This window comes from Desulfomonile tiedjei (assembly GCA_016212925.1).
In the GTDB taxonomy this organism is placed as follows: Bacteria; Desulfobacterota; Desulfomonilia; order Desulfomonilales; family Desulfomonilaceae; genus JACRDF01.
The window spans coordinates 24,235-43,366 of sequence record JACRDF010000039.1; the positions used below are offsets into that span (position 1 = coordinate 24,235).

Annotated in this window: 15 protein-coding genes and 1 pseudogene; 15 read left to right on the forward strand and 1 reads right to left on the reverse strand. The window is 55.7% G+C overall.

Translation table 11 applies throughout. The annotated features are described in order from the left end of the window. Positions 1 to 130: 130 nt before the first annotated feature. From rsmH to HY913_15930, 15 genes and pseudogenes are all read left to right on the forward strand, one after another. Positions 131 to 1,075, forward strand: a complete 945-nt coding sequence (rsmH, locus tag HY913_15860; GenBank protein ID MBI4964753.1) for a 16S rRNA (cytosine(1402)-N(4))-methyltransferase RsmH — start codon at positions 131 to 133, stop codon at positions 1,073 to 1,075. A 95-nt stretch (positions 1,076 to 1,170) separates the two neighbouring features. Continuing rightward, positions 1,171 to 1,416 carry a septum formation initiator family protein gene (locus HY913_15865; GenBank protein ID MBI4964754.1) on the forward strand — a complete coding sequence of 82 codons (246 nt, stop codon included), beginning with the start codon at positions 1,171 to 1,173 and terminating at the stop codon, positions 1,414 to 1,416. Further along, on the forward strand, positions 1,406 to 3,376 hold the full coding sequence (locus HY913_15870; GenBank protein ID MBI4964755.1) for a penicillin-binding protein: 1,971 nt from the start codon (positions 1,406 to 1,408) through the stop codon (positions 3,374 to 3,376). The genes HY913_15865 and HY913_15870 overlap by 11 nt, the downstream gene beginning before the upstream one ends. Continuing rightward, positions 3,373 to 4,983 carry a UDP-N-acetylmuramoyl-L-alanyl-D-glutamate--2,6-diaminopimelate ligase gene (locus HY913_15875; protein ID MBI4964756.1) on the forward strand — a complete coding sequence of 537 codons (1,611 nt, stop codon included), beginning with the start codon at positions 3,373 to 3,375 and terminating at the stop codon, positions 4,981 to 4,983. The genes HY913_15870 and HY913_15875 overlap by 4 nt, the downstream gene beginning before the upstream one ends. After that, positions 4,980 to 6,380 carry a UDP-N-acetylmuramoyl-tripeptide--D-alanyl-D-alanine ligase gene (murF, locus tag HY913_15880; protein ID MBI4964757.1) on the forward strand — a complete coding sequence of 467 codons (1,401 nt, stop codon included), beginning with the start codon at positions 4,980 to 4,982 and terminating at the stop codon, positions 6,378 to 6,380. Before HY913_15875 ends, murF begins: the two co-directional genes overlap by 4 nt. A gap of 3 nt (positions 6,381 to 6,383) precedes the next feature. Beyond that, positions 6,384 to 7,460: a phospho-N-acetylmuramoyl-pentapeptide-transferase gene (locus HY913_15885; protein ID MBI4964758.1), complete on the forward strand. Its 1,077-nt coding sequence runs from the start codon at positions 6,384 to 6,386 to the stop codon at positions 7,458 to 7,460. A gap of 351 nt (positions 7,461 to 7,811) precedes the next feature. Next, positions 7,812 to 8,978 carry a putative lipid II flippase FtsW gene (ftsW, locus tag HY913_15890; protein MBI4964759.1) on the forward strand — a complete coding sequence of 389 codons (1,167 nt, stop codon included), beginning with the start codon at positions 7,812 to 7,814 and terminating at the stop codon, positions 8,976 to 8,978. Next, on the forward strand, positions 8,975 to 10,057 hold the full coding sequence (gene murG, locus HY913_15895; GenBank protein MBI4964760.1) for an undecaprenyldiphospho-muramoylpentapeptide beta-N-acetylglucosaminyltransferase: 1,083 nt from the start codon (positions 8,975 to 8,977) through the stop codon (positions 10,055 to 10,057). Before ftsW ends, murG begins: the two co-directional genes overlap by 4 nt. Further along, positions 10,054 to 11,454, forward strand: coding sequence for a UDP-N-acetylmuramate--L-alanine ligase (locus HY913_15900; GenBank protein ID MBI4964761.1), 1,401 nt, complete (start codon positions 10,054 to 10,056; stop codon positions 11,452 to 11,454). Before murG ends, HY913_15900 begins: the two co-directional genes overlap by 4 nt. Beyond that, entirely contained in the window at positions 11,451 to 12,386 is a 936-nt protein-coding gene (gene murB, locus HY913_15905) for a UDP-N-acetylmuramate dehydrogenase (GenBank protein ID MBI4964762.1), read from the forward strand. The genes HY913_15900 and murB overlap by 4 nt, the downstream gene beginning before the upstream one ends. Continuing rightward, complete coding sequence (locus HY913_15910) at positions 12,379 to 13,218, forward strand: FtsQ-type POTRA domain-containing protein (GenBank protein MBI4964763.1); 840 nt, start codon at positions 12,379 to 12,381, stop codon at positions 13,216 to 13,218. The genes murB and HY913_15910 overlap by 8 nt, the downstream gene beginning before the upstream one ends. A gap of 4 nt (positions 13,219 to 13,222) precedes the next feature. Then, positions 13,223 to 14,455, forward strand: a complete 1,233-nt coding sequence (ftsA, locus tag HY913_15915; GenBank protein MBI4964764.1) for a cell division protein FtsA — start codon at positions 13,223 to 13,225, stop codon at positions 14,453 to 14,455. Positions 14,456 to 14,753: 298 nt separating this feature from the next. Then, the gene (gene ftsZ / locus HY913_15920; protein MBI4964765.1) at positions 14,754 to 15,971 is read left to right on the forward strand and encodes a cell division protein FtsZ; all 1,218 of its coding nucleotides are present in this window, start codon (positions 14,754 to 14,756) and stop codon (positions 15,969 to 15,971) included. A gap of 322 nt (positions 15,972 to 16,293) precedes the next feature. Beyond that, a pseudogene (gene tcmP, locus HY913_15925) lies at positions 16,294 to 17,169 on the forward strand (three-Cys-motif partner protein TcmP). A 3-nt stretch (positions 17,170 to 17,172) separates the two neighbouring features. Beyond that, a complete protein-coding gene (locus HY913_15930) occupies positions 17,173 to 17,919 on the forward strand; it encodes a phage Gp37/Gp68 family protein (protein ID MBI4964766.1) in 747 nt (248 codons plus the stop codon). On the opposite strand, the gene HY913_15935 is transcribed toward HY913_15930, so the two are convergent. Then, the gene (locus tag HY913_15935) at positions 17,902 to 19,128 is read right to left on the reverse strand and encodes an ABC transporter permease (protein ID MBI4964767.1); all 1,227 of its coding nucleotides are present in this window, start codon (positions 19,126 to 19,128) and stop codon (positions 17,902 to 17,904) included. The two genes, HY913_15930 and HY913_15935, sit on opposite strands and share 18 nt — an antisense overlap. Positions 19,129 to 19,132 lie beyond the last annotated feature (4 nt).

A 19,132-nucleotide genomic window follows, 5' to 3' on the forward strand; every position in this document is an offset into this window, starting at 1 on the left:
GTCCTCCCTGACAAAAGATCGGGTCCGAAGAGGCTCGAATGTTTCAGGTATCCAGACAATGCGCTCGGGAAAACAGTGGGACACGGAATTTGAGCAGCCGTGCAAAGGTGCGCCAACCCGCGTCCCATCCATTGGAGATAAAGGTTTGCATGTTCCCGTTTTGCTCCAAGAGATGCTTCAGGCCATCCAGCCCCATCCAGGCGGGATCTATCTGGATGGAACTCTAGGAGCGGGCGGGTACTCGGAGGCCATCCTTAAGGCCTCTGAACCGGATGGCCGAGTCATTGCCTTGGACTTGGACGCCGAGGCCGTACGTCGTGCCGCGGCCAGGCTGAAAGAATACGGACCGAGGTTCAAGGCCATTCACGCAGGGTACCACAGAGCAAAAGAGGTCTTGGTGCCGCTCGGTGTGCCTGACGTGGACGCGGCCGTGTTGGACCTGGGGCTCTCTCTGGACCAGTTGGAAGATGCTGAGAGAGGCTTCAGCTTTCAGCGTACCAGCCCTTTGGACATGAGGTTTGACACCGACTCCGGGCCGACGGCTCTGGAATACTTGCAAACAATTTCTATCAAAGAACTTGAGGAAATACTTGCAACATATGGAGAAGAGAGGTATTGCAAAAAACTAGCCCGCGGCATCATTCAAGCGCGGGACCGCGGACAATTGCTCACCACCTCGGACTTGGCCGCGGTGGTGGCTAGAATCGTCGGGGGCCGCAGGGGACGGATTCACCCCGCGACCCGAACCTTTCAGGCGCTCAGGATTGCCGTCAACAAGGAGTTGGAGAATCTGACCGCCGCGCTGGAAGAGATTCCGTCCCTGCTGAAGCCGGGAGGCCGTTTCTGTGTTGTCTCGTATCACTCTTTGGAAGACCGTCTGGTGAAGCTCTCTTTCAGGGAAAGGAAAAGGGAATCACAAATGTGGACCGTGGTGACGCCTCGGCCGGTGCGGCCTTCCGAAGAAGAGCAAAGAAGGAACCCGCGGTCTCGTTCCGCGCGCATGCGGGTCCTGGAGCGCTCGGGCGATCGCCAGACAAGAGAAGAACGTCGCACAAGGAATAAAACGAGTTGGTAAGTGTCGGCAAGATGACTATGCGACAGGTGCGTTTAGCGCCGCAGTTTCTTCGAATGACTGTTCTCAATTCGGAAATTGTGCGCGCGAGTCACCTGATGGCAATCATAATCGCCGCGGCGGTGCTGGTCATAGGAATGTTTTATGTCTGGCACCGAATGCAGCTCGTCCAGATAGGATACGAGATTTCCAGTTTGGAGGAGAAGAACCGTGACCTTAAGAAACGGACCAGGGAGCTGACACTGGAAATCTCTTCCCTTCAATCTCCGGGCGAACTCGAGAAGAAAGCGGCCAAACAGGGCCTGGTTTCTCCGCCCATGGATAGAGTGGTCCATGTACCGTAGCGAAAAGCCGATAAATTGGGTGTCGGTTCGAATCGCCCTTGTCGCGATCCTGTTCGCGGCAGGCACGGTGTTGCTCATGGTCCGCGCATACAGGTTGCAGGTGGCCGATTCGGAAAGGCTAAAAAAGATAGCCGAAAAACAAAGGACGCGCGTGATCCATCTCGAAGCTCGACGAGGCATGATCTTTGACAGAACCGGCGAGCAGATTGCAGCGAGCCTGGAAGTGGATTCCATTTACGCCAGACCGCGGAAGATCCCTGACAAGAAAGAAACGGCCAGGAAGCTGGCCGAGATCTTGGAGATGGACGAAAAGGAAGTCCTCCAGAAGATGGATGAAGATAAGACCTTTGTGTGGATACGCCGACGGGTTTCGCCTCTGGTGACGGAAAAAGTGAAAAAGGCCGATTTTGCCGACATAATGACAGTCACGGAATACCAGCGCTTTTACCCGCTGAAAAGCTTCGCCGCGCACACCATTGGTTTTGCCGGAATGGATTCCATCGGCCTGGAAGGCATCGAGCTGTATTACGACCAAGACCTTAAGGCCGATCCCATTCCCGTTACAGCTCAGCGGGACGCGCTCGGAAGACCCGTAATGTTTTCAACGCTGGGGCGAGATCCCAAAAGACGGGATCTCCATCTGACCCTGGACTCGAATATTCAGCACCTTACCGAGAGAGCGCTGGAAGAAGCCGTCCTCAAGGAACATGCGAAGAGTGGCACAGCGATCGTTATGGACGCGGACTCCGGAGCGATTCTCGCCCTGGCCGTTCGTCCGTCCTACAATCTCAACGTGTTTCAGAAAGCTTCGGCGGACATTCGAAGGAACCGTGCCGTTGCCGACACGTTTGAACCCGGCTCCACATTCAAAGTCTTTCTCGCTGCCTCGGCCATTGACCTGGCAAGAATCACCCCCAACGAGAAATTCAACTGTATGAACGGAGTGTTCAAATATAACGGCTCGGAAATACATGACATCGTTCCACACAAGACGCTTTCCTTCGAAGAGGTTATAATTCATTCGAGCAATATAGGAGCGGTGAAGATTTCGGAGAAACTCAAGAAGGGCGAATTCTACGGAGTGTTACAAGGCTTCGGGTTCGCCTCTCCGACCGAAATCGATCTTCCGGGCGAGCGGCCGGGCTCTCTTCCGATTCCGGGCCGCTGGTCCGTGTTGACCAAAGCCAACCTTGCTTTCGGCCAAGGAATAGCCGTGACCCCGGTGCAACTGACCTCCGCGTTCGCCGCGGCCATAAATGGTGGCCTTCTGTACAGGCCGCGATTGATGCAACGGATTACCAACGCCATTGGAGAAACCGTAAGGGAAAACCCTCCGACACTGGTCCGCCGCGTCGTCAAGGAGCCAACATCCCAAAGTGTGGTAGAAATACTGCGCCAGGCGGTACAGAAGGGTACCGGCAAGGGCGCAGCCATACAAGGGGCTGACGTGGTGGGAAAGACAGGGACTGCGCAGAAGGCCGATGGGGCCGGCGGGTACTCCAATGACAAATATGTTGCGTCCTTTGTGGGCGCGCTTATGAGCACAAAGCCACGGGTCGTCATCTTTGTGATGATCGACGAACCCGCGGGCAAGAATAGAACCGGCGGCAAAATCGCGGTTCCGGTCTTCCGGAGCATCGGTGAAGGAATCGTGGCCTTGTGCGGAAGCAAACCCAGCCTGCCCGAAGCCATACTAGCCGCTTCGAGTTTGGGTCCGCGAAAATATGGTCAGGTTAACTACCGGACCGTTCCTGTCCGAAAGGGGACCCACCCCGGCGAATGGATCGTGCCCGATCTTAAGGGATTGGAGATGTGGCAGGTCGTGGAGGCCTGCGGCCAGATGAAGTGTGACGCCACATTTGAGGGAACGGGCCGCGCTGTCCGCCAACAGCCCAGGCCGGGACAAGTTCTGAAAGAAGGGGCGCCGTTGACGGTCTCCTTCGAGGGTCAAGCATCGTGAGCGTAGAAGTAAAAGATATTCTTGGGGTCCTGGAAAACCCGTCACTGGATGGAAGCTCGTCTGCGCTCGTCTCAGGAGTTACCCACGACAGCCGAAAAATACTTCCCGGCTGGATGTTTGTAGCGGTGCCCGGCGAGAGCAGTGACGGGCACGAGTTTATCGGTTCGGCCGTACGCGCGGGCGCTGTGGCGGTTGTGGCTCACACTCCCCGCCCACAGGAATTTCAGGAAATTGCCTGGATAAAGGTATCAGACACCAGAAAGGTCCTTGGCCCGATCGCAGCGATGGTCTATGGCGAGCCCACGACGAAAATGGCACTCGTCGGAATAACAGGGACAAACGGAAAGACGACCGTCACTTTTCTGTTGGAGGCCATGATCGAGGCGGCCGGAGGATGCCCGGGTGTTGTCGGGACCATAACGTACAGATGGGGCGGAAGCGAGCACACAGCCGCTCGTACCACTCCAGAGGCATCGGACCTTCAGGCCATGTTTCGGGACATGGCCGAAGCCGGGGTGACGCACGCTGTGATCGAGGCGTCGTCCCATGGGCTTCATCTTGGCAGGCTGGACGGATGTCATTTCGATGTGGCGGTCTTCACCAACTTAAGCCAGGACCACCTCGACTATCACGGCAACATCGAGGACTACTATCTTGCCAAACGCATCCTGTTTAACAGGCTGCTTCCGGGTTCGGGGAAACGGAATCCCACAGCGATCGTAAACCTCGACGATCCTTTTGGAGCCCGTTTAGCCGGGGAAATAGAAGGCGTTTCAGTAATCGGTTTCGGATCTTCGCGCGAGTGTGCGGTATGTCCCGAGGAGATTAATTTCACAGCGGACGGCATCCGCGGGACAGTGCGGACTGCCCGCGGACTGCTGCCAATCACCTCTCGGCTGGCCGGTTCTTTCAACCTCTTGAACATAATGGCGGCCATAGCTGTGGCCGAGCGACTGGAAATCCCCGAAAAGGCTATTCAGCGCGGAATTGAGACCGTTGACGTGGTTCCGGGCAGACTGGAACGTGTTCCGTGCCCTGGGGCCGGGATCTTCGTGGATTACGCTCATACCCCGGATGCCCTGAAAAACGTGCTACAGGCGCTTCAGGGAATTCGCAGCGAGCGAATCATCACGGTAATGGGATGCGGCGGCGACAGAGACAAAACCAAGCGCCCGATAATGGGGACGGAAGCGGCCGCAGGAAGCGATTTCGTGGTAGTTACCTCTGACAATCCCCGCACCGAGGAACCCCTGGAGATCATAGCTCAGGTGGTGGCGGGAGTCCGGGATTACGGACTCAAACCTTGCGTCGAACACCTCAATGGCCGGCCGCTCGAACCTCGATGCTATCAGGTCATACCGGATAGACGGGAGGCCATTGCGTGGGCCGTGAAACACCTTGAAACCGGCGACATCCTCCTGGTGGCCGGCAAAGGCCACGAAACGTACCAGGAGATCAATGGAGTGCGCTATCCTTTCGATGACAGGGAAGTGGTAAGGGAAGAGCTTCAGAAACGTGCTGCAACCGCAGCCGCGCACGTTCAAGGAACGAGTGAGAGCAATACAAGAGAAAGCCTCCAACCGGGTCCGGCGAGGAGGGGCTTATGAGAGCCCAAAGCGGACCATATCAGGCGGGCGATATTGCTCGTGTATGCAAAGGCATCCTGCTTCACGGCAGACCTGACGCGTCTTTCGACGGCATCTCCACCGATTCGAGAGACATTAGAGAGAATGATCTGTTCTTACCCCTCAGGGGTACGAGCTTTGACGGCCACGATTTTCTGTTTCCGGCCCTGGAAGCCGGAGCCCGAGGCGCCCTGATCGACCGCGATATCACCAGGGAAATCTCCCAGAACCTTTCCAATTATATCCTGATCCAGGTTCAGGATACCCTCCTAGCTTTGTCTGACCTTGCATCAGCCCACCGTATATCGCATCCTACCCCCCTGATCGCGGTCACAGGATCTTCGGGCAAAACCACCGTCAAGGAGATGATAGCGGCCGTCCTCGGACGGTCGCACCATCCCTTGGTCTCCCAAGCCAACTTCAACAACATGATAGGACTACCGATGACTGTGCTCAGCCTGGGACCCGAGCACACGGTTGCGGTGGTCGAAGCCGGGATAAACCAACCCGGGGAAATGGATCACCTGGCGCGAGCCGCGGCCCCGGATGTCGCGGTAATAACCACAGTGGGCCCGGTTCACTTGGAAGGTTTGGGTTCCATCGAAAACGTCGCGCGTGAAAAATTCAAACTGGTTAAGGGCCTGCGATCCGGGGGCCTGGCGGTCCTGCCCGCTGACGACCCGTACCTCGCCCCGCTCTTGAGCGACTTTTCCGGCCGGATCGTCACATTCGGCGTGGAAAAAGGTGATTTCCACGCTGCGAGCATAGAACTGGGCAATGAAACCCTCTTCGAAATGATCGCTCCGGCAGGGAAGCAGGCCATAAGGCTCAAGATACCGGGACGCCACAGCGTGGCCGACGCTCTCGCGGCGGCAGCCGCGGCCACAGCCGTCGGAATGAGCCTCGCGGATGTCGCAGAGGGTTTGAGTGAACTGGCCCCTCCCGAGTGGCGGATGGAGATACTGCCCCTTGCCGGCGATAGGACGCTGATTCGTGACTGCTACAATGCGAATCCGCAATCGGTGAAGGCGGCCTTGGAAGTGCTGGCGCAGAAATCTCCAGGCGCCGCGACACTGGCCATCCTGGGCGACATGGCCGAACTGGGCGAGCAGGCTGAGGAGCTTCACCGGTCGGTGGGCCGCGAGGCTGCGGGATTGGGCATAAGCCGGCTGATATTTGTGGGCCGTCATGGACGATCCTTCTCGCGAGGCTTTATTGCGGGTGGAGGAGACGAGAGGTCCGTCACGCCGGTCCCTGACAGGCAAGCCGCCTGGGACACAATATGTGATGATATCAAGAGATTCAGGACGATTTTGGTGAAGGGGTCGCGGGTTATGAAAATGGAACTGATTGCCGACCGGATATTGGAGGAGAACTGATCGATGCTCTATCACCTGCTATATCCGTTGGGCTCGAGTCTGATCCTGTTTAATGTTTTCAAATACATCTCCTTCAGGACGGTCATGGCAACATTGACAGCGCTTATGATCAGCTTCCTGCTCGGACGGCCTCTGGTTGATTATTTGAAGGCATTCCAGATCGGACAGATGATAAGAGATGACGGCCCGCAGACTCATCTTGAGAAAAGCGGCACCCCCACAATGGGCGGCATACTGATCCTGTTTGCCTTCACTTTCTCATGTCTTTTGTGGACGCGTCTGGACAACATTTATTTCTGGATTGTGATGGCTGTCACACTGTCTTACGGCGCGATCGGATTTCTCGATGATTACCTGAAAATTACTCGTCGCAGCCACAGAGGGTTGAGCGGCAAGCGCAAGCTGGGGCTTCAGCTTCTCATAGGAGCATTGGTCGGGTTGGTGCTCTGGATGGACCCGGTGTTCAAGACCACGCTGGCTGTGCCTTTTTTCAAAAACGTTCATCCCGATCTAGGCATCTGGTACATACCATTTGCCGCGCTGGTTATAGCGGGCGCGTCCAACGCGGTCAATCTGACCGACGGTTTGGACGGGCTTGCCATAGGACCTGTCATGATTTGCGGGGCCACTTATCTGCTCTTCGCCTATGTAGCAGGTCACCTCAAGCTGGCTGAGTACCTTCAGGTAACGTACGTGGCGGGTGCCGGGGAGCTTGCCGTGGTGTGCGGCGCGATGCTCGGCGCAGGAATGGGATTCCTCTGGTACAACACCTATCCTGCGGAAGTCTTTATGGGAGATGTGGGTTCCTTATCGCTCGGAGGTCTATTGGGCGCTGTGGCCGTGGTCACCAAGAACGAGATTTTGCTGGCCATCGCCGGCGGTGTCTTCGTGATCGAAGCTGTTTCAGTAATTCTACAGGTGGCCTCTTTTAAGACCACAGGGAAGCGGATTTTTAACATGGCTCCCATACACCATCACTTCGAGCTGAAGGGATGGCCCGAGCCCAAAGTGATTGTGAGGTTCTGGATCATCTCCATCTTTTTCGCTCTCATGGCGGTGAGCACCTTGAAACTTCGATAAAGGGACAATGTGATGGCCTCAGGCGGAAATCAACCTAAAAACCTAGCGGTCGACAAGCCTCAATCGGCTGTTCGCTGCAATCCTTCAGGACGCGACTCTGATCGTAGACGCACGGCGTACCATGCACCTGCCGCGAGTAGAGCGGGGAGCGGTCCCTTTTCTTGCCACGACGCGATGGGTTCCCGCGAAGGCTCAAGTGGCGCAGCCAAACTGCCGGGACGCTTTCCCGGGGCTGAAATATATTCTCGACGTTCGAAATCGACGCTAGACCAATCCCGGGCGACGGTCCTCCAGGGGCGCTTGCAGCGGGCAGCAAACCGAGGCTAGAACGGGCAGACAGCAGGAAATTCAATGACTGAAGCCGCACAGGCGCATAAGACACCAGGCGATTCTTCGGCAGGGAGGATTTTTGGACCTGATCCAGTTCTGTTGGCTGTGGTCCTTGTAATCCTCGCAGCCGGGATCGTGATGGTGACTTCCGCGAGCTACATAATTGCTTCAGGGAAATTCGGTGATGAGTTTTACTACACCAAGAAGCAGGGCCTGGCCATGGCCATCGGCTTGGCTGCTATGTATCTATTTTCACTGATCGACCCTTCTTTCTGGAAGCGCACGGGCGCTCTGCTTCTGGGAGTGGGCGTTGTGCTTCTGGCGCTGGTCTTCGTCCCCGGAGTGGGTGTGGAAATGGGAGGGTCCAGCAGGTGGATCCGTCTGCCGCTAGGCTTTTATTTTCAGCCGTCGGAGTTCGTCAAATATGCGCTGATAATTTTTCTGGCCAAGTCTCTGGCGAAAAAGGGTGACAGCATAAGAGACTTTGCCGTTGGATTTGTCCCGCACGTGCTGATCATGGGTGTGGTGGTTTCCTTGATTCTGTACCAGCCTGATTTCGGAAACGCTGTCATCATCACCGGCGTAGGCTTTCTCATGCTTTTCGTGGCCGGAGTGCGGCTTCAGCATTTGCTCGGGAGCCTCATTCTTTGCCTGCCGTTCGTATATTACTTCGCCGTAAACGCGCCCTACCGGAAGCTGCGGATCATGTCCTTTCTCGACCCCTGGGCCGATCCTTTGAATTCAGGTTTCCAGATAATACAGAGCCTGGTGGCTTTCGGATGCGGGGGATTTTGGGGGGCCGGGATAGGAAAAGGCATTCAAAAGCTATTCTACCTGCCTCAACCGCACAGTGATTTTGTCTTTGCCGTTGTCGGAGAAGAATTGGGCCTGCTCGGAGTATTGCTGCTCGTCATTTTATTTTATGTCCTGATCTGTCGTGGGCTTGTGGCTGCAATAAGAAGCACCGACAAGTTCCACAAGTTCCTCGCTTTTGGAATCACGTGTCTCATTGGTTTGCAGGCTATGGTCAATATGGCCGTCGCTATGGGGCTTCTGCCAACCAAAGGCCTTCCGCTCCCGTTCGTCTCCCTGGGGGGCACGTCAATGATTATGAATTTGGCCGGGCTCGGGATCTTGATGGCTATAACCAGGGCTTCTCAAGGCGCCTCGCGGGAGGTGGGGTCATGAGACTTCTCATTGCAGGTGGAGGAACCGGCGGCCACTTATTTCCCGCACTGGCTATAGCGAAAGCGGTCAGGGACGAAGCTCCGGACGCGAAAATCCTCTTCGTGGGCACGCGTCACGGCATCGAGAAGAAGATTATTCCCCGCACGGAATACGAAATTCGATACATAACCGCAAGAGGGATGAGAAAGACAGGGCTGATCAACAACCTCCGCGGCCTGCTCGAGCTTCCTGTCGCGATGATTCAGTCCGTTGCCGTCATCCGTGATTTCAAGCCCGGCTTTGTAATCGGCGTGGGTGGATACGCTTCCGGTCCTATCGTTGCCGCGGCCGTACTTATGAGGATACCCAACGCGATACAGGAACAGAATTCCGTGATGGGCACAACCAACCGCATACTCTCGCGGTTTGTGGACAAGATTTTCATCTCCTGGGAACAAACCGATCCGCCCTCTTCACCGGAGAAAACGATTCTCGCGGGCAATCCGATCAGGGAGGATTTGCTCCCGGGATCAGGATCGGACAGTGAGCACGAAAGATTCAACATCCTTGTCTTCGGCGGCTCCAGAGGCGCTCGAAGCCTTAACCTGGCCATCGCGGGAAACCTCGATCTTCTGGCCCCCTTGGCCGATCGGATCAGTGTCCTGCACCAGACCGGGGAAGGCGCGACCGAAGACATAAGGGCGGCTTATGATGCCGCGGGCATCGAGGCCGACGTTCGGGAATTCATCCATGAGATGGGACCAGCCTACGACTGGGCCGATATGGTGGTCAGCCGCAGCGGCGCGAGCACTCTCGCGGAGCTTACAGCCATCGGCAAACCGGCAATCGTGATTCCCTACCCGTACGCCATAAGAGACCACCAGACACGGAACGCCCGCGTGCTCGAATCCGGTGGCGCTGTGCGAGTCATAAGCGATCAGGAACTCAGCAACGGCTCCCTGGTGAAGGAGATCCGGGCAATGGCTGAAAATCCCGGCCTACTGAGCGGCATGGCCGAGAATTCACGCAAGTTCGGACGGCCCGACGCGGCCAGAACCATAGCCCTCGAAATCCTGAAGGCTGAAAGGGGCAGGCTGTGATAGGGACCCTTTTCAAAAGGGTGAAAGATGTCCACTTCGTCGGAATCGGCGGCGTAGGTATGAGCGGCATCGCGGAGATACTTCTGAGCCTGGGTTTCCAGGTCAGCGGATCCGACGTGCGAAGCTCCGGAACTACCCGCAGGCTTGAAGAACTCGGTGCGCGCGTTTGGATCGGCCACGGCAGCGAACATCTGGACAAGGCCGATGTTGTCGTCTTTTCATCGGCCGTCTCGGCGGACAATCCCGAGATCCTGGAAGCCCGTGACCGACGAATACCGGTCATTCCCAGGGCAGAGATGCTGGCGGAACTGATGCGAATGCAGACCTCCGTTGCCGTAGCAGGCATGCACGGTAAGACTACGACCACATCCATGGTAGCGTCCGTCCTGTTGGCAGCGGGCCTGGACCCCACCGTGGTCATTGGCGGAAAGCTCGACCATCTCGGTGGCGGGGCGAGACTTGGACAGAGTGACCTTTTGGTGGCTGAGGCGGATGAATCGGATCGGTCTTTTCTTAAGCTGTACCCGACCATAGCCCTGATCACGAACATGGATATGGAGCATCTCGACTGCTATTCGTCCATGGAGGAAATTCGGGTGGCCTTTCTGGAGTTTATCAACCGAATTCCTTTTTACGGACACGCGGTCGTGTGCCTGGACAATCCCGAGGTGCAAAAGATTATTCCGTTGATCGAGAAGCGTTTCGTTACCTACGGGCTTTCCTCTCAGGCGGTCATTCGCGGACGCCCCCCTTGCCTTGAAGGCGGGATTTCCCGCTTCACGGTTTACAAAGAAGACCGACTCCTCGGCGAAATCTGCCTGCCAATGCCGGGAGCCCACAATGTGGTCAATGCACTGGCCGCGGTGGCAGTAGCGGACATCTTTGAAGTGCCTTTTGAAAAGACCAAAGAGGCTCTGGATGCCTTCCCCGGAGTACAAAGGCGGTTCACTCTCAGGGGAAAAGCCGCCGGCGTCAGCGTTATAGACGACTACGGCCATCACCCTGCGGAGATCCGTGCAGTGCTGCAAGCAGCCAAACAGATGGCGCCCCGGCGCATAGCGGTCCTTTTTCAGCCGCACCGCTACACGAGGACCAAGGCCCTGTTCGAAGAGTTCCTGACGGCTTTCCTCGACGCGGACCTACTGTACGTGATGGAAATTTATCCTGCGAGTGAACAGCCTATCGAAGGCGTTACCGGCAAAGCCTTGTCGGAAGGGATACGGAGTCGCGGGCATAAAACGGTTCGGTTCACGCCCGACAGGAAAACCATTGCCGAGCAAATTGTCTCTGAGCTGGGTCCCGGAGACATGATCATAACCCTCGGAGCGGGAGACGTGACCAAGTTGGGCCCCGAGATACTCGAAGCGTTGAGAAAAAAGGAGCACGGTACAGCGTGACACTGACCAAGAGCCACATTAAGGAGATCCGCGATCTCTTGCAGGGGGGCGCCCTAGCGAACTTCCCCTTGCGATGGCTTACCTCTTTCAGGATCGGAGGACCTGCGGACCTGGTGGCTGTACCTGCAAACGCTGAACAACTGGCCGATCTCGTCAATTACCTGAAACACAGCAAGATTCCCCGGTTCTTTCTCGGAGCAGGTACCAATGTGCTCTTCCAGGATGCCGGTTTCCGAGGAGTCGTTGTACGAATGACGGGCCTGCGAAAATGGGACTTCAGAACAAACGGCTCGGGACAAGGCCGCATAACTGTTGCAGCAGGAGCCGCGCTCCAGAAGGTCATCGTCAAGGCGCGCAAGCTGGGTTGGACTGGCATGGAAGCTCTCTGGGGGATTCCCGGTTCTTTTGGAGGGGCCGTTGCTACCAACGCAGGAGCCGGCGGTGTCTGCATTGGAGAAATCTTGGCTGGAGTTGACTTGTTGACCCAGGCGGGAGAACGGATCTCTCTGGAAAAGGAGGAGATCCGTCACAGCTATCGCACGTTGGACCTACCCCAAGGATCTGTAGTACTGAGCGGAACTCTGAAGCTCAATGGTGACGATCCAGCTTCGATCGAAGAGAAATTGGCTAAGGCAAAAACCCTGCGCCGCACCACACAGCCAAGGGGGCTCCATAGTGCGGGGTGTGTTTTCAAGAATCCTGCGCCGGACAATCCCGCGGGCGCAATAATAGATCGGCTCGGCTTCAAAGGCACCACAATTGGAGATGCTCAAGTTTCACAGCGTCACGCGAATTTCATTATTAATCGGGGACAAGCAAAGTCGATTGATGTCATGGCACTCGTCGAAAAAATCCGAGAAAGGGTTTGGCAGGAGGAACGCATTGAGTTGGAAATGGAAATCTGCGTTATAGGAGAGACCGCAGATGCTTAAGAGGAAACCGCGCCTGATACTTACCAGAGAGGAACCGCCGGCTCCCCCTGCGAAGCGCTCGGAGAATCGCAAGAGGAATCGGGTGATACTCCGTTACGCTCTCCTGACCGTTTTGATAATTGATTCCGGTCTTGCACTGGCGCTGGGTTATTTGTTCTTTCTCCACCTGCCCTACCTCAATCTGCACCACGTGGATGTGATCGGAAACCGCCATCTGTCACGTTCCGAGATTGTCGAGGCCGCTGAGGTGGAGCAGGGAACCAACCTGCTGACCGTGGATCTCAGGGCCATTACAACAAACCTGAAGAGACATCCGTGGATCGGTTCCGCGGCGGTATACCGGCGATTTCCGGGCCAGCTGATCATTGAAGTCGAAGAGCGGACACCGCGGGCGATATTGGCCGCGGACAAGCTTCATTACGTGGACCAGCAAGCCGAATTCTTTACGCGGCTCCTTCCGGGCGACCGGGTGGACCTCCCTCTTTTCACGGGGGTGAAGCCCGAGGAGCTTCAATCAAACGGATCGGAAATCCGGGAAATGATTAGAACCGGCCTGAACCTTCTGGAACTCATGGAACGTACCGGCTCAGAGATGAACCCAAACGCCGTAGCGGAAATCCGATTGGATCTCGACGAAGGTTTGAGCTTGTGCACTAGAGACGGCCGCCTGGTTGTCCTGGGCAAAAAGGATCTTGAAGGAAAAATACAACGATACGGGCGCCTGAAGAAGTTCTTGTCTCAAAGAGGGGAATGGACAAGCGCGCGGATCATCAATCTCGACTTCGAGGATCGTGCTGTGGTCCGGTGGGATAAAGCGCGCCTCCAGGGGTAGAAATATGACACGAAGCGAGAGCATTGTCGCGGGTCTTGATGTAGGGACCACAAAGGTGTGCGCCATAATCGGCGAAGTCAACGCTGAAGGTATGGTGGACATCATAGGGGTTGGAAGTGCGCCTTCGAGAGGCTTGCGACGGGGGGTCGTTGTCAATATCGACCACACGGTTTCCAGCATCAGGAAGGCTGTGGAAGATGCCGAACTAATGGCCGGCTGTCAGGTGGATAGCGTCTATGCGGGCATTTCAGGGGGCCATATCAAAGGGATCAATTCCCACGGCGTCATAGCGATCAAGAATCGAGAAGTGACCGAAGTGGATGTGGCCCGCGTGATTGACGCGGCGCGCGCGGTTGCTATTCCGCTGGATCGCGAGGTGATACACATCTTGCCCCAGGAATTCATGGTGGACGACCAGGAAGGCATCAAAGAGCCCATTGGTATGGCAGGTGTGCGCCTGGAAGCAAAAGTTCACATTATCACCGGTGCGGTCTCCGCGGCTCAGAACATTGTTCGCTGCGCCCACAGAAGCGGGCTGAAGGTCCAGGATATGGTCCTGCAGCAAATGGCCGCATCGGAGGCGGTCCTGTCCCCTGACGAGAAAGAGTTGGGCGTCGCCCTGGTTGACGTCGGAGGCGGAACCACGGACATTGCGATCTTTGGTGAAGGCGCAATACAGCACACATCCGTCATATCCGTGGGCGGAGAGCAGTTGACCAACGACATAGCGGTCGGCCTCAGGACTCCCATGATCGAAGCAGAGAGGATTAAAAAACGATACGGCTGTGCCCTGGGATCTATGGTCGACAAGGATGAAACGGTCACCGTTCCGGGTGTGGGAGGCCGCCAGCCGCGCATACTCTCCCGGTCCGTGCTTGCGGACATAACCGAACCACGGCTGGAAGAGATCTTCGGACTCGTCCGCAGGGAACTGGAGAGGCACAATCTGCTGCAATCAGTGGCGTCCGGCATGGTGCTCACGGGCGGGTCCGTAGCCATCGACGGGGTCTGCGAACTAGCTGAACAGATCTTCGACATGCCCGTCAGGCTCGGTTACCCCATCGCAATAAGCGGCCTGGTGGACGTGGTCAATTCCCCGGTCTATGCGACCGGAGTTGGTCTGGTGCTATGGGGCGCTCGGAACAAGAGCGTGGACCTCGGAGTGTCCTATTATCCCGGTAATGCTTTGAACCGAGTGGTCGGACGGATGAAGCAGTGGTTTGCTGAAGCTTTCTGATTTGGGCTCCATCGGTGGAGTCTTGGGAATTCGAGAGAAGGTTGTCAACTAGGTTTGGAGGGGCTGATACCGATGTGCGGTCATGGAGTTGACGTCAAGGGTCACGAGCATGGAGCGCTGCCCTATAAAATCCCCCCTGCCCCCCCTTTAGCAAAGGGGGGTAGTGGAGTGGACGTCCCCCCCTTTCTTAAAGGGGGGTCAGGGGGGATTTTGAGAGCTGGCAACGCTTTCTTCCTCGCCTACGTTAAGTCTTTGAACGCGAAATGGTATGAGATTTTGATTCCAGGAGGTACCGGCTATGCTGGACTTTGAAATGGATTCCGATCGCAACGCTTTAATAAGGGTTATTGGCGTGGGAGGCGGCGGTGGCAACGCCGTAAACAACATGATAAGGGCCGGTCTCAGCGGAGTTGAATTCATCGCTGCAAACACCGATGCTCAGTCTCTTCAGCACAACCTGGCAGAGACCAAAATTCAGTTGGGCCGCCAGCATACCAGAGGTCTGGGAGCCGGAGCCGACCCCGAGGTCGGGCGTTTGGCAGCGAACGAAGACTACGATAGCCTTCGTGACACCCTGGAAGGCTCGGACATGGTCTTTATCACCGCGGGCCTTGGCGGCGGCACGGGCACAGGCGCAGCCCCGATACTGGCGCGAATCGCGCGGCAGGAGATCGGTTGCCTTACAGTGGCCGTGGTCACCAAGCCTTTTCTTTTTGAAGGCAAAAAGAGAATGCGCCAGGCCGAAGAAGGTATCGACATGCTCCGCCGCGAGGTGGACACGCTCATAATCATTCCCAATCAGCGCCTGCTCTCATTGAAAAAGGATATCTCTTTTCTCGACGCCTTCCGCAAAGCGGATGATGTTCTTCTCCAGGGCGTGCGAGGCATCTCCGACCTGGTCACGGTCAACGGACTGATAAACCTCGATTTCGCTGATGTGAAAACCATCATGCAAGAAAAGGGTGTGGCTCTGCTCGGGACAGGTTCCGCGATCGGTGAAGGCCGCGTCGAGGAAGCCACCCGAATGGCGATCAACAGCCCGTTGCTGGAAGACGTTTCCATGTCCGGAGCAAGAGGCGTCCTGATCAACATCACCGGTTCGTCTTCCATGAGCCTGTCGGAAATCAGCGACGCTGTCTCCGTAATTCAAAACGAGGCTCATGACGAAGCCAACATCATCTTCGGAGCGGTAATTGACGAAGAGATGGGCGACGCGGTGAACGTTACGGTGATTGCTACCGGCTTCGGGCGCGCTGAATCCCTTCCTCACACCAGAGGCGAACAATCGACCGTCGGCCGTCCCATTCTCGTTCAACTGGATGAGAAGCCCAGGTCCGATAAGCCGGTTGCACGCACGGTGATTCCTTCAGAACCTCAAGACTCCCGCGTCCCTTCGTTTATTCGGCGCAGCCAGAGGGAAAAGAACAGCCGCCACCTAGGCGTGGTCGATGACTACGAAACAGAGACCGAGGAAGATCTCGACATCCCCACCTTCTTGAGAAAGCAGGCGGAGTAGGGGAAACGCCGGAACCTTTTGTCCGAATTAGCAAGAAGCACGGACCTGGCGGAGCCCAGGTCCGTGGCACCCCAGCTTCCTCAAAGTTAGAGTTTGTTGACGGCCACACGCGTGGTAATCAGATCGGTAGCCTGAGCCAGAAGGCGTCCAAATAGGACATTCCCGTCGCTTCGCAGCCTTCACGCCGTGGCTCCTGGCCTACCGAGACTTCCCAGTCGGGTAGTGGGCCAGTTTGAAATAGCACAAAATGGCGAGACAGTAGCACATTATTGACTAAAGCGCGCGCGGTGATAAGCTGAAGCCCGGCTACGGGGTTGTTTAAGTGGTAAGTAAACAACAATTTGGCGGAAGCTGGACTACGGAGAAACTCGATAGATTGCGGAAATATCTGTCTGCCTACACGACAATACTCAGCAAGCAACCGTTCAGGTATGCCTATATTGATGCGTTTGCTGGAACCGGCTATCGGGAATTAAAAGGTACCGGCATCCAGCCAAATTTATTGTCTGAGTTGGCCGATATTGAACCGCAAAGTTTTTTGCAGGGGTCGGCTCGCATTGCATTGGAGTGCACTCCGTCCTTTCACAGCTATATCTTCATCGAGAAGACGAAGGGAAAACTCGCGGAACTTCAAAATAGCCTCTCCAGAGAGTTCCCAGAAAAAGCGAAACACATCATGTTCATTCGTGGCGATGCAAATACTGTAATTCAGCACTTGTGCGAAAGAGATTGGCGACTGCACCGCGCGGTATTATTTCTTGATCCATTCGGAATGCAGGTCGCCTGGCCTACCCTTGAAGCCATCGCAAAAACTCAAGCTATTGATTTGTGGATTCTTTTCCCGCTCGGCGTAGCGGTTAATCGGATGCTTACTAAAGACGGCCAAATTGACGAGAAATGGAAGAGCAAACTGGATGAAATCTTCGGACGCAGAGATTGGTACGACACTTTTTATGAGGCAGACTAGCAAACCCCACTGTTTAGTGCAGCAACGAAAATGCAGAAAACGGCTGATTTTGCCGTAATCATGACCTACTACGTTAATCGGTTGAAAACCATCTTTTATCACGTTGCGCAAAATCCGTTGCCGCTTTACAACTCGAAAAACAACCCTCTTTACGCCCTGTTCTTCGCCGCTGGTAACCCAAAAGGGGGTAAAACCGCAGTTAAAATAGCGCAATACATCCTAGGCAATTGAAATATGGCAGCAAACTCGGCCATCGAGTGGACCGAATCGACTTGGAATCCCATTACCGGGTGCACTAAACTCAGCGAAGGGTGCCGCCACTGCTACGCGGAACGCATGGCGCGTCGTCTGAAGGCCATGGGGCAACCTAACTACTCGAATGGATTCGCACTCACACTCCACGACCATGTTCTTGCCGCGCCTCTTCAGTGGAGAAGGCCACAGACAGTGTTTGTCAACTCTATGAGTGATCTTTTCCACGAAGATGTACCTGTCGAATTCATTGTAAAGGTTTTCAACATCATGCGGCAGGCTCATTGGCACACCTTCCAGATCCTTACCAAGCGCTCCGAACGTGTCATGGAGCTGAGCCCGCGGTTGCCATGGCCTGAAAACGTCTGGATGGGAGTTACTGTTGAAAATGCGGCGTACTCTTTCCGGATCGAGCATCTAAGGCGAACGGATGCAAAGACCAAGTTTTTGTCTTTGGAGCCGTTGCTCGGCCCCCTCCCCGGCCTTGACCTACGCGACATTGATTGGGTTATCGTTGGCGGGGAATCAGGACCAAAAGCCAGACCCATCAAGGCCCCCTGGGTCCGTGAGATCAGGGAACAATGCTCTAGGGCCTCTGTTCCTTTCTTTTTCAAGCAGTGGGGAGGAACAAACAAGAAGAAGGCAGGCAGGCTGTTGGACGGGTGCACGTGGGATGCAATGCCAAGAGCAGCGAGGAGCAACCAGGGGCTGCTAGGCCTTAGTGTTTAAGGCTTCGATGGGATCCAGCCTAGCGGCCTTCCATGACGGGTAAATGCCAAAGATGAGCCCGGTGACGACAGAGAAAACCAGCGACAGCACGATGTAATCAGGAGCCAATGTAACGGGCATTCCGGAGAATTGTCTGACTCCGGCCGCTCCTCCGATACCCACGATCAGACCTGCAAATCCACCCACTACTCCCAGAAATGACGATTCAACAAGAAATTGAACCAGTATGTCCGTTCGTTTCGCACCTACAGCGCGACGAATCCCAATCTCGCTCACTCGTTCCCTGATGGAAAGCAGCATGACTCCCAGTATCCCGACGCCTCCGATAATCAAGGAAATCACTGCAATGCTCGCAACCAGAAGGCTGAAAGTCCTTGCCACCGAGCTTTGGGCCTCTATTACATCAGCTTGATTCTGAATGGTGAAGTCATCCACCGTGCTCGCCCGCAATCGGTGGCGATCTCTCAGGAGTGACCGGATTTCAGCCTCTGCTTTGTGAATGCTATCGAATCCCGCGGCCTCGACGAATATGTTGCTCAAATAGGTGACGTTCATGAGTTTGTTCATGGCCGTCCTCAACGGCACGAGAATCTGGTCGTCTTCGTCTTCGCCCGAAACTGCGCCTTTGGGGACGGTCACTCCGATCACTTTGAACAGGACCTTTCCGATCCTGATTGATTCACCCACCGGATTTCTGCCCGAAAAAAGGGTCTGCACCACGGTAGGCCCCACAATCGCCACCGGAGCCATGAGCCTGTTTTCATCCTCATCGAAGAACGCACCGGATTCGACGGATATATTTCTGACCGCCTGAACCAGCGGCATAGTGCCCACTATTCTGGTGCTGTAGCTCACATTCTCGAACTTGACCGACAGTTTCTTGGAATAAGCCGGGGCTACGCGTTTCACTGATGGACATTCCTCGGCAATCGCCGAGGCATCCTTAAGGGTCAACGTGGTCATAATTCCGAGTTGCCCCACCTGTCCCTTCACCGATCTTGATTGCCCCGCGCTGACCACAATCAGATTTGTGCCCATGCCTTCGATTTTTCTGCGAACTTCGTCTTCAGCTCCTCTGCCGATTCCTACCATTACGATGACCGAAGCCACTCCAATCATGATCGCCAGCACTGCGAGAGCCACTCTCAAAGGGTGGCTTGTCAGAGACTTTATGGCAATCCGGAATCCGCGGAACGGCCTGGGTCGCATAACG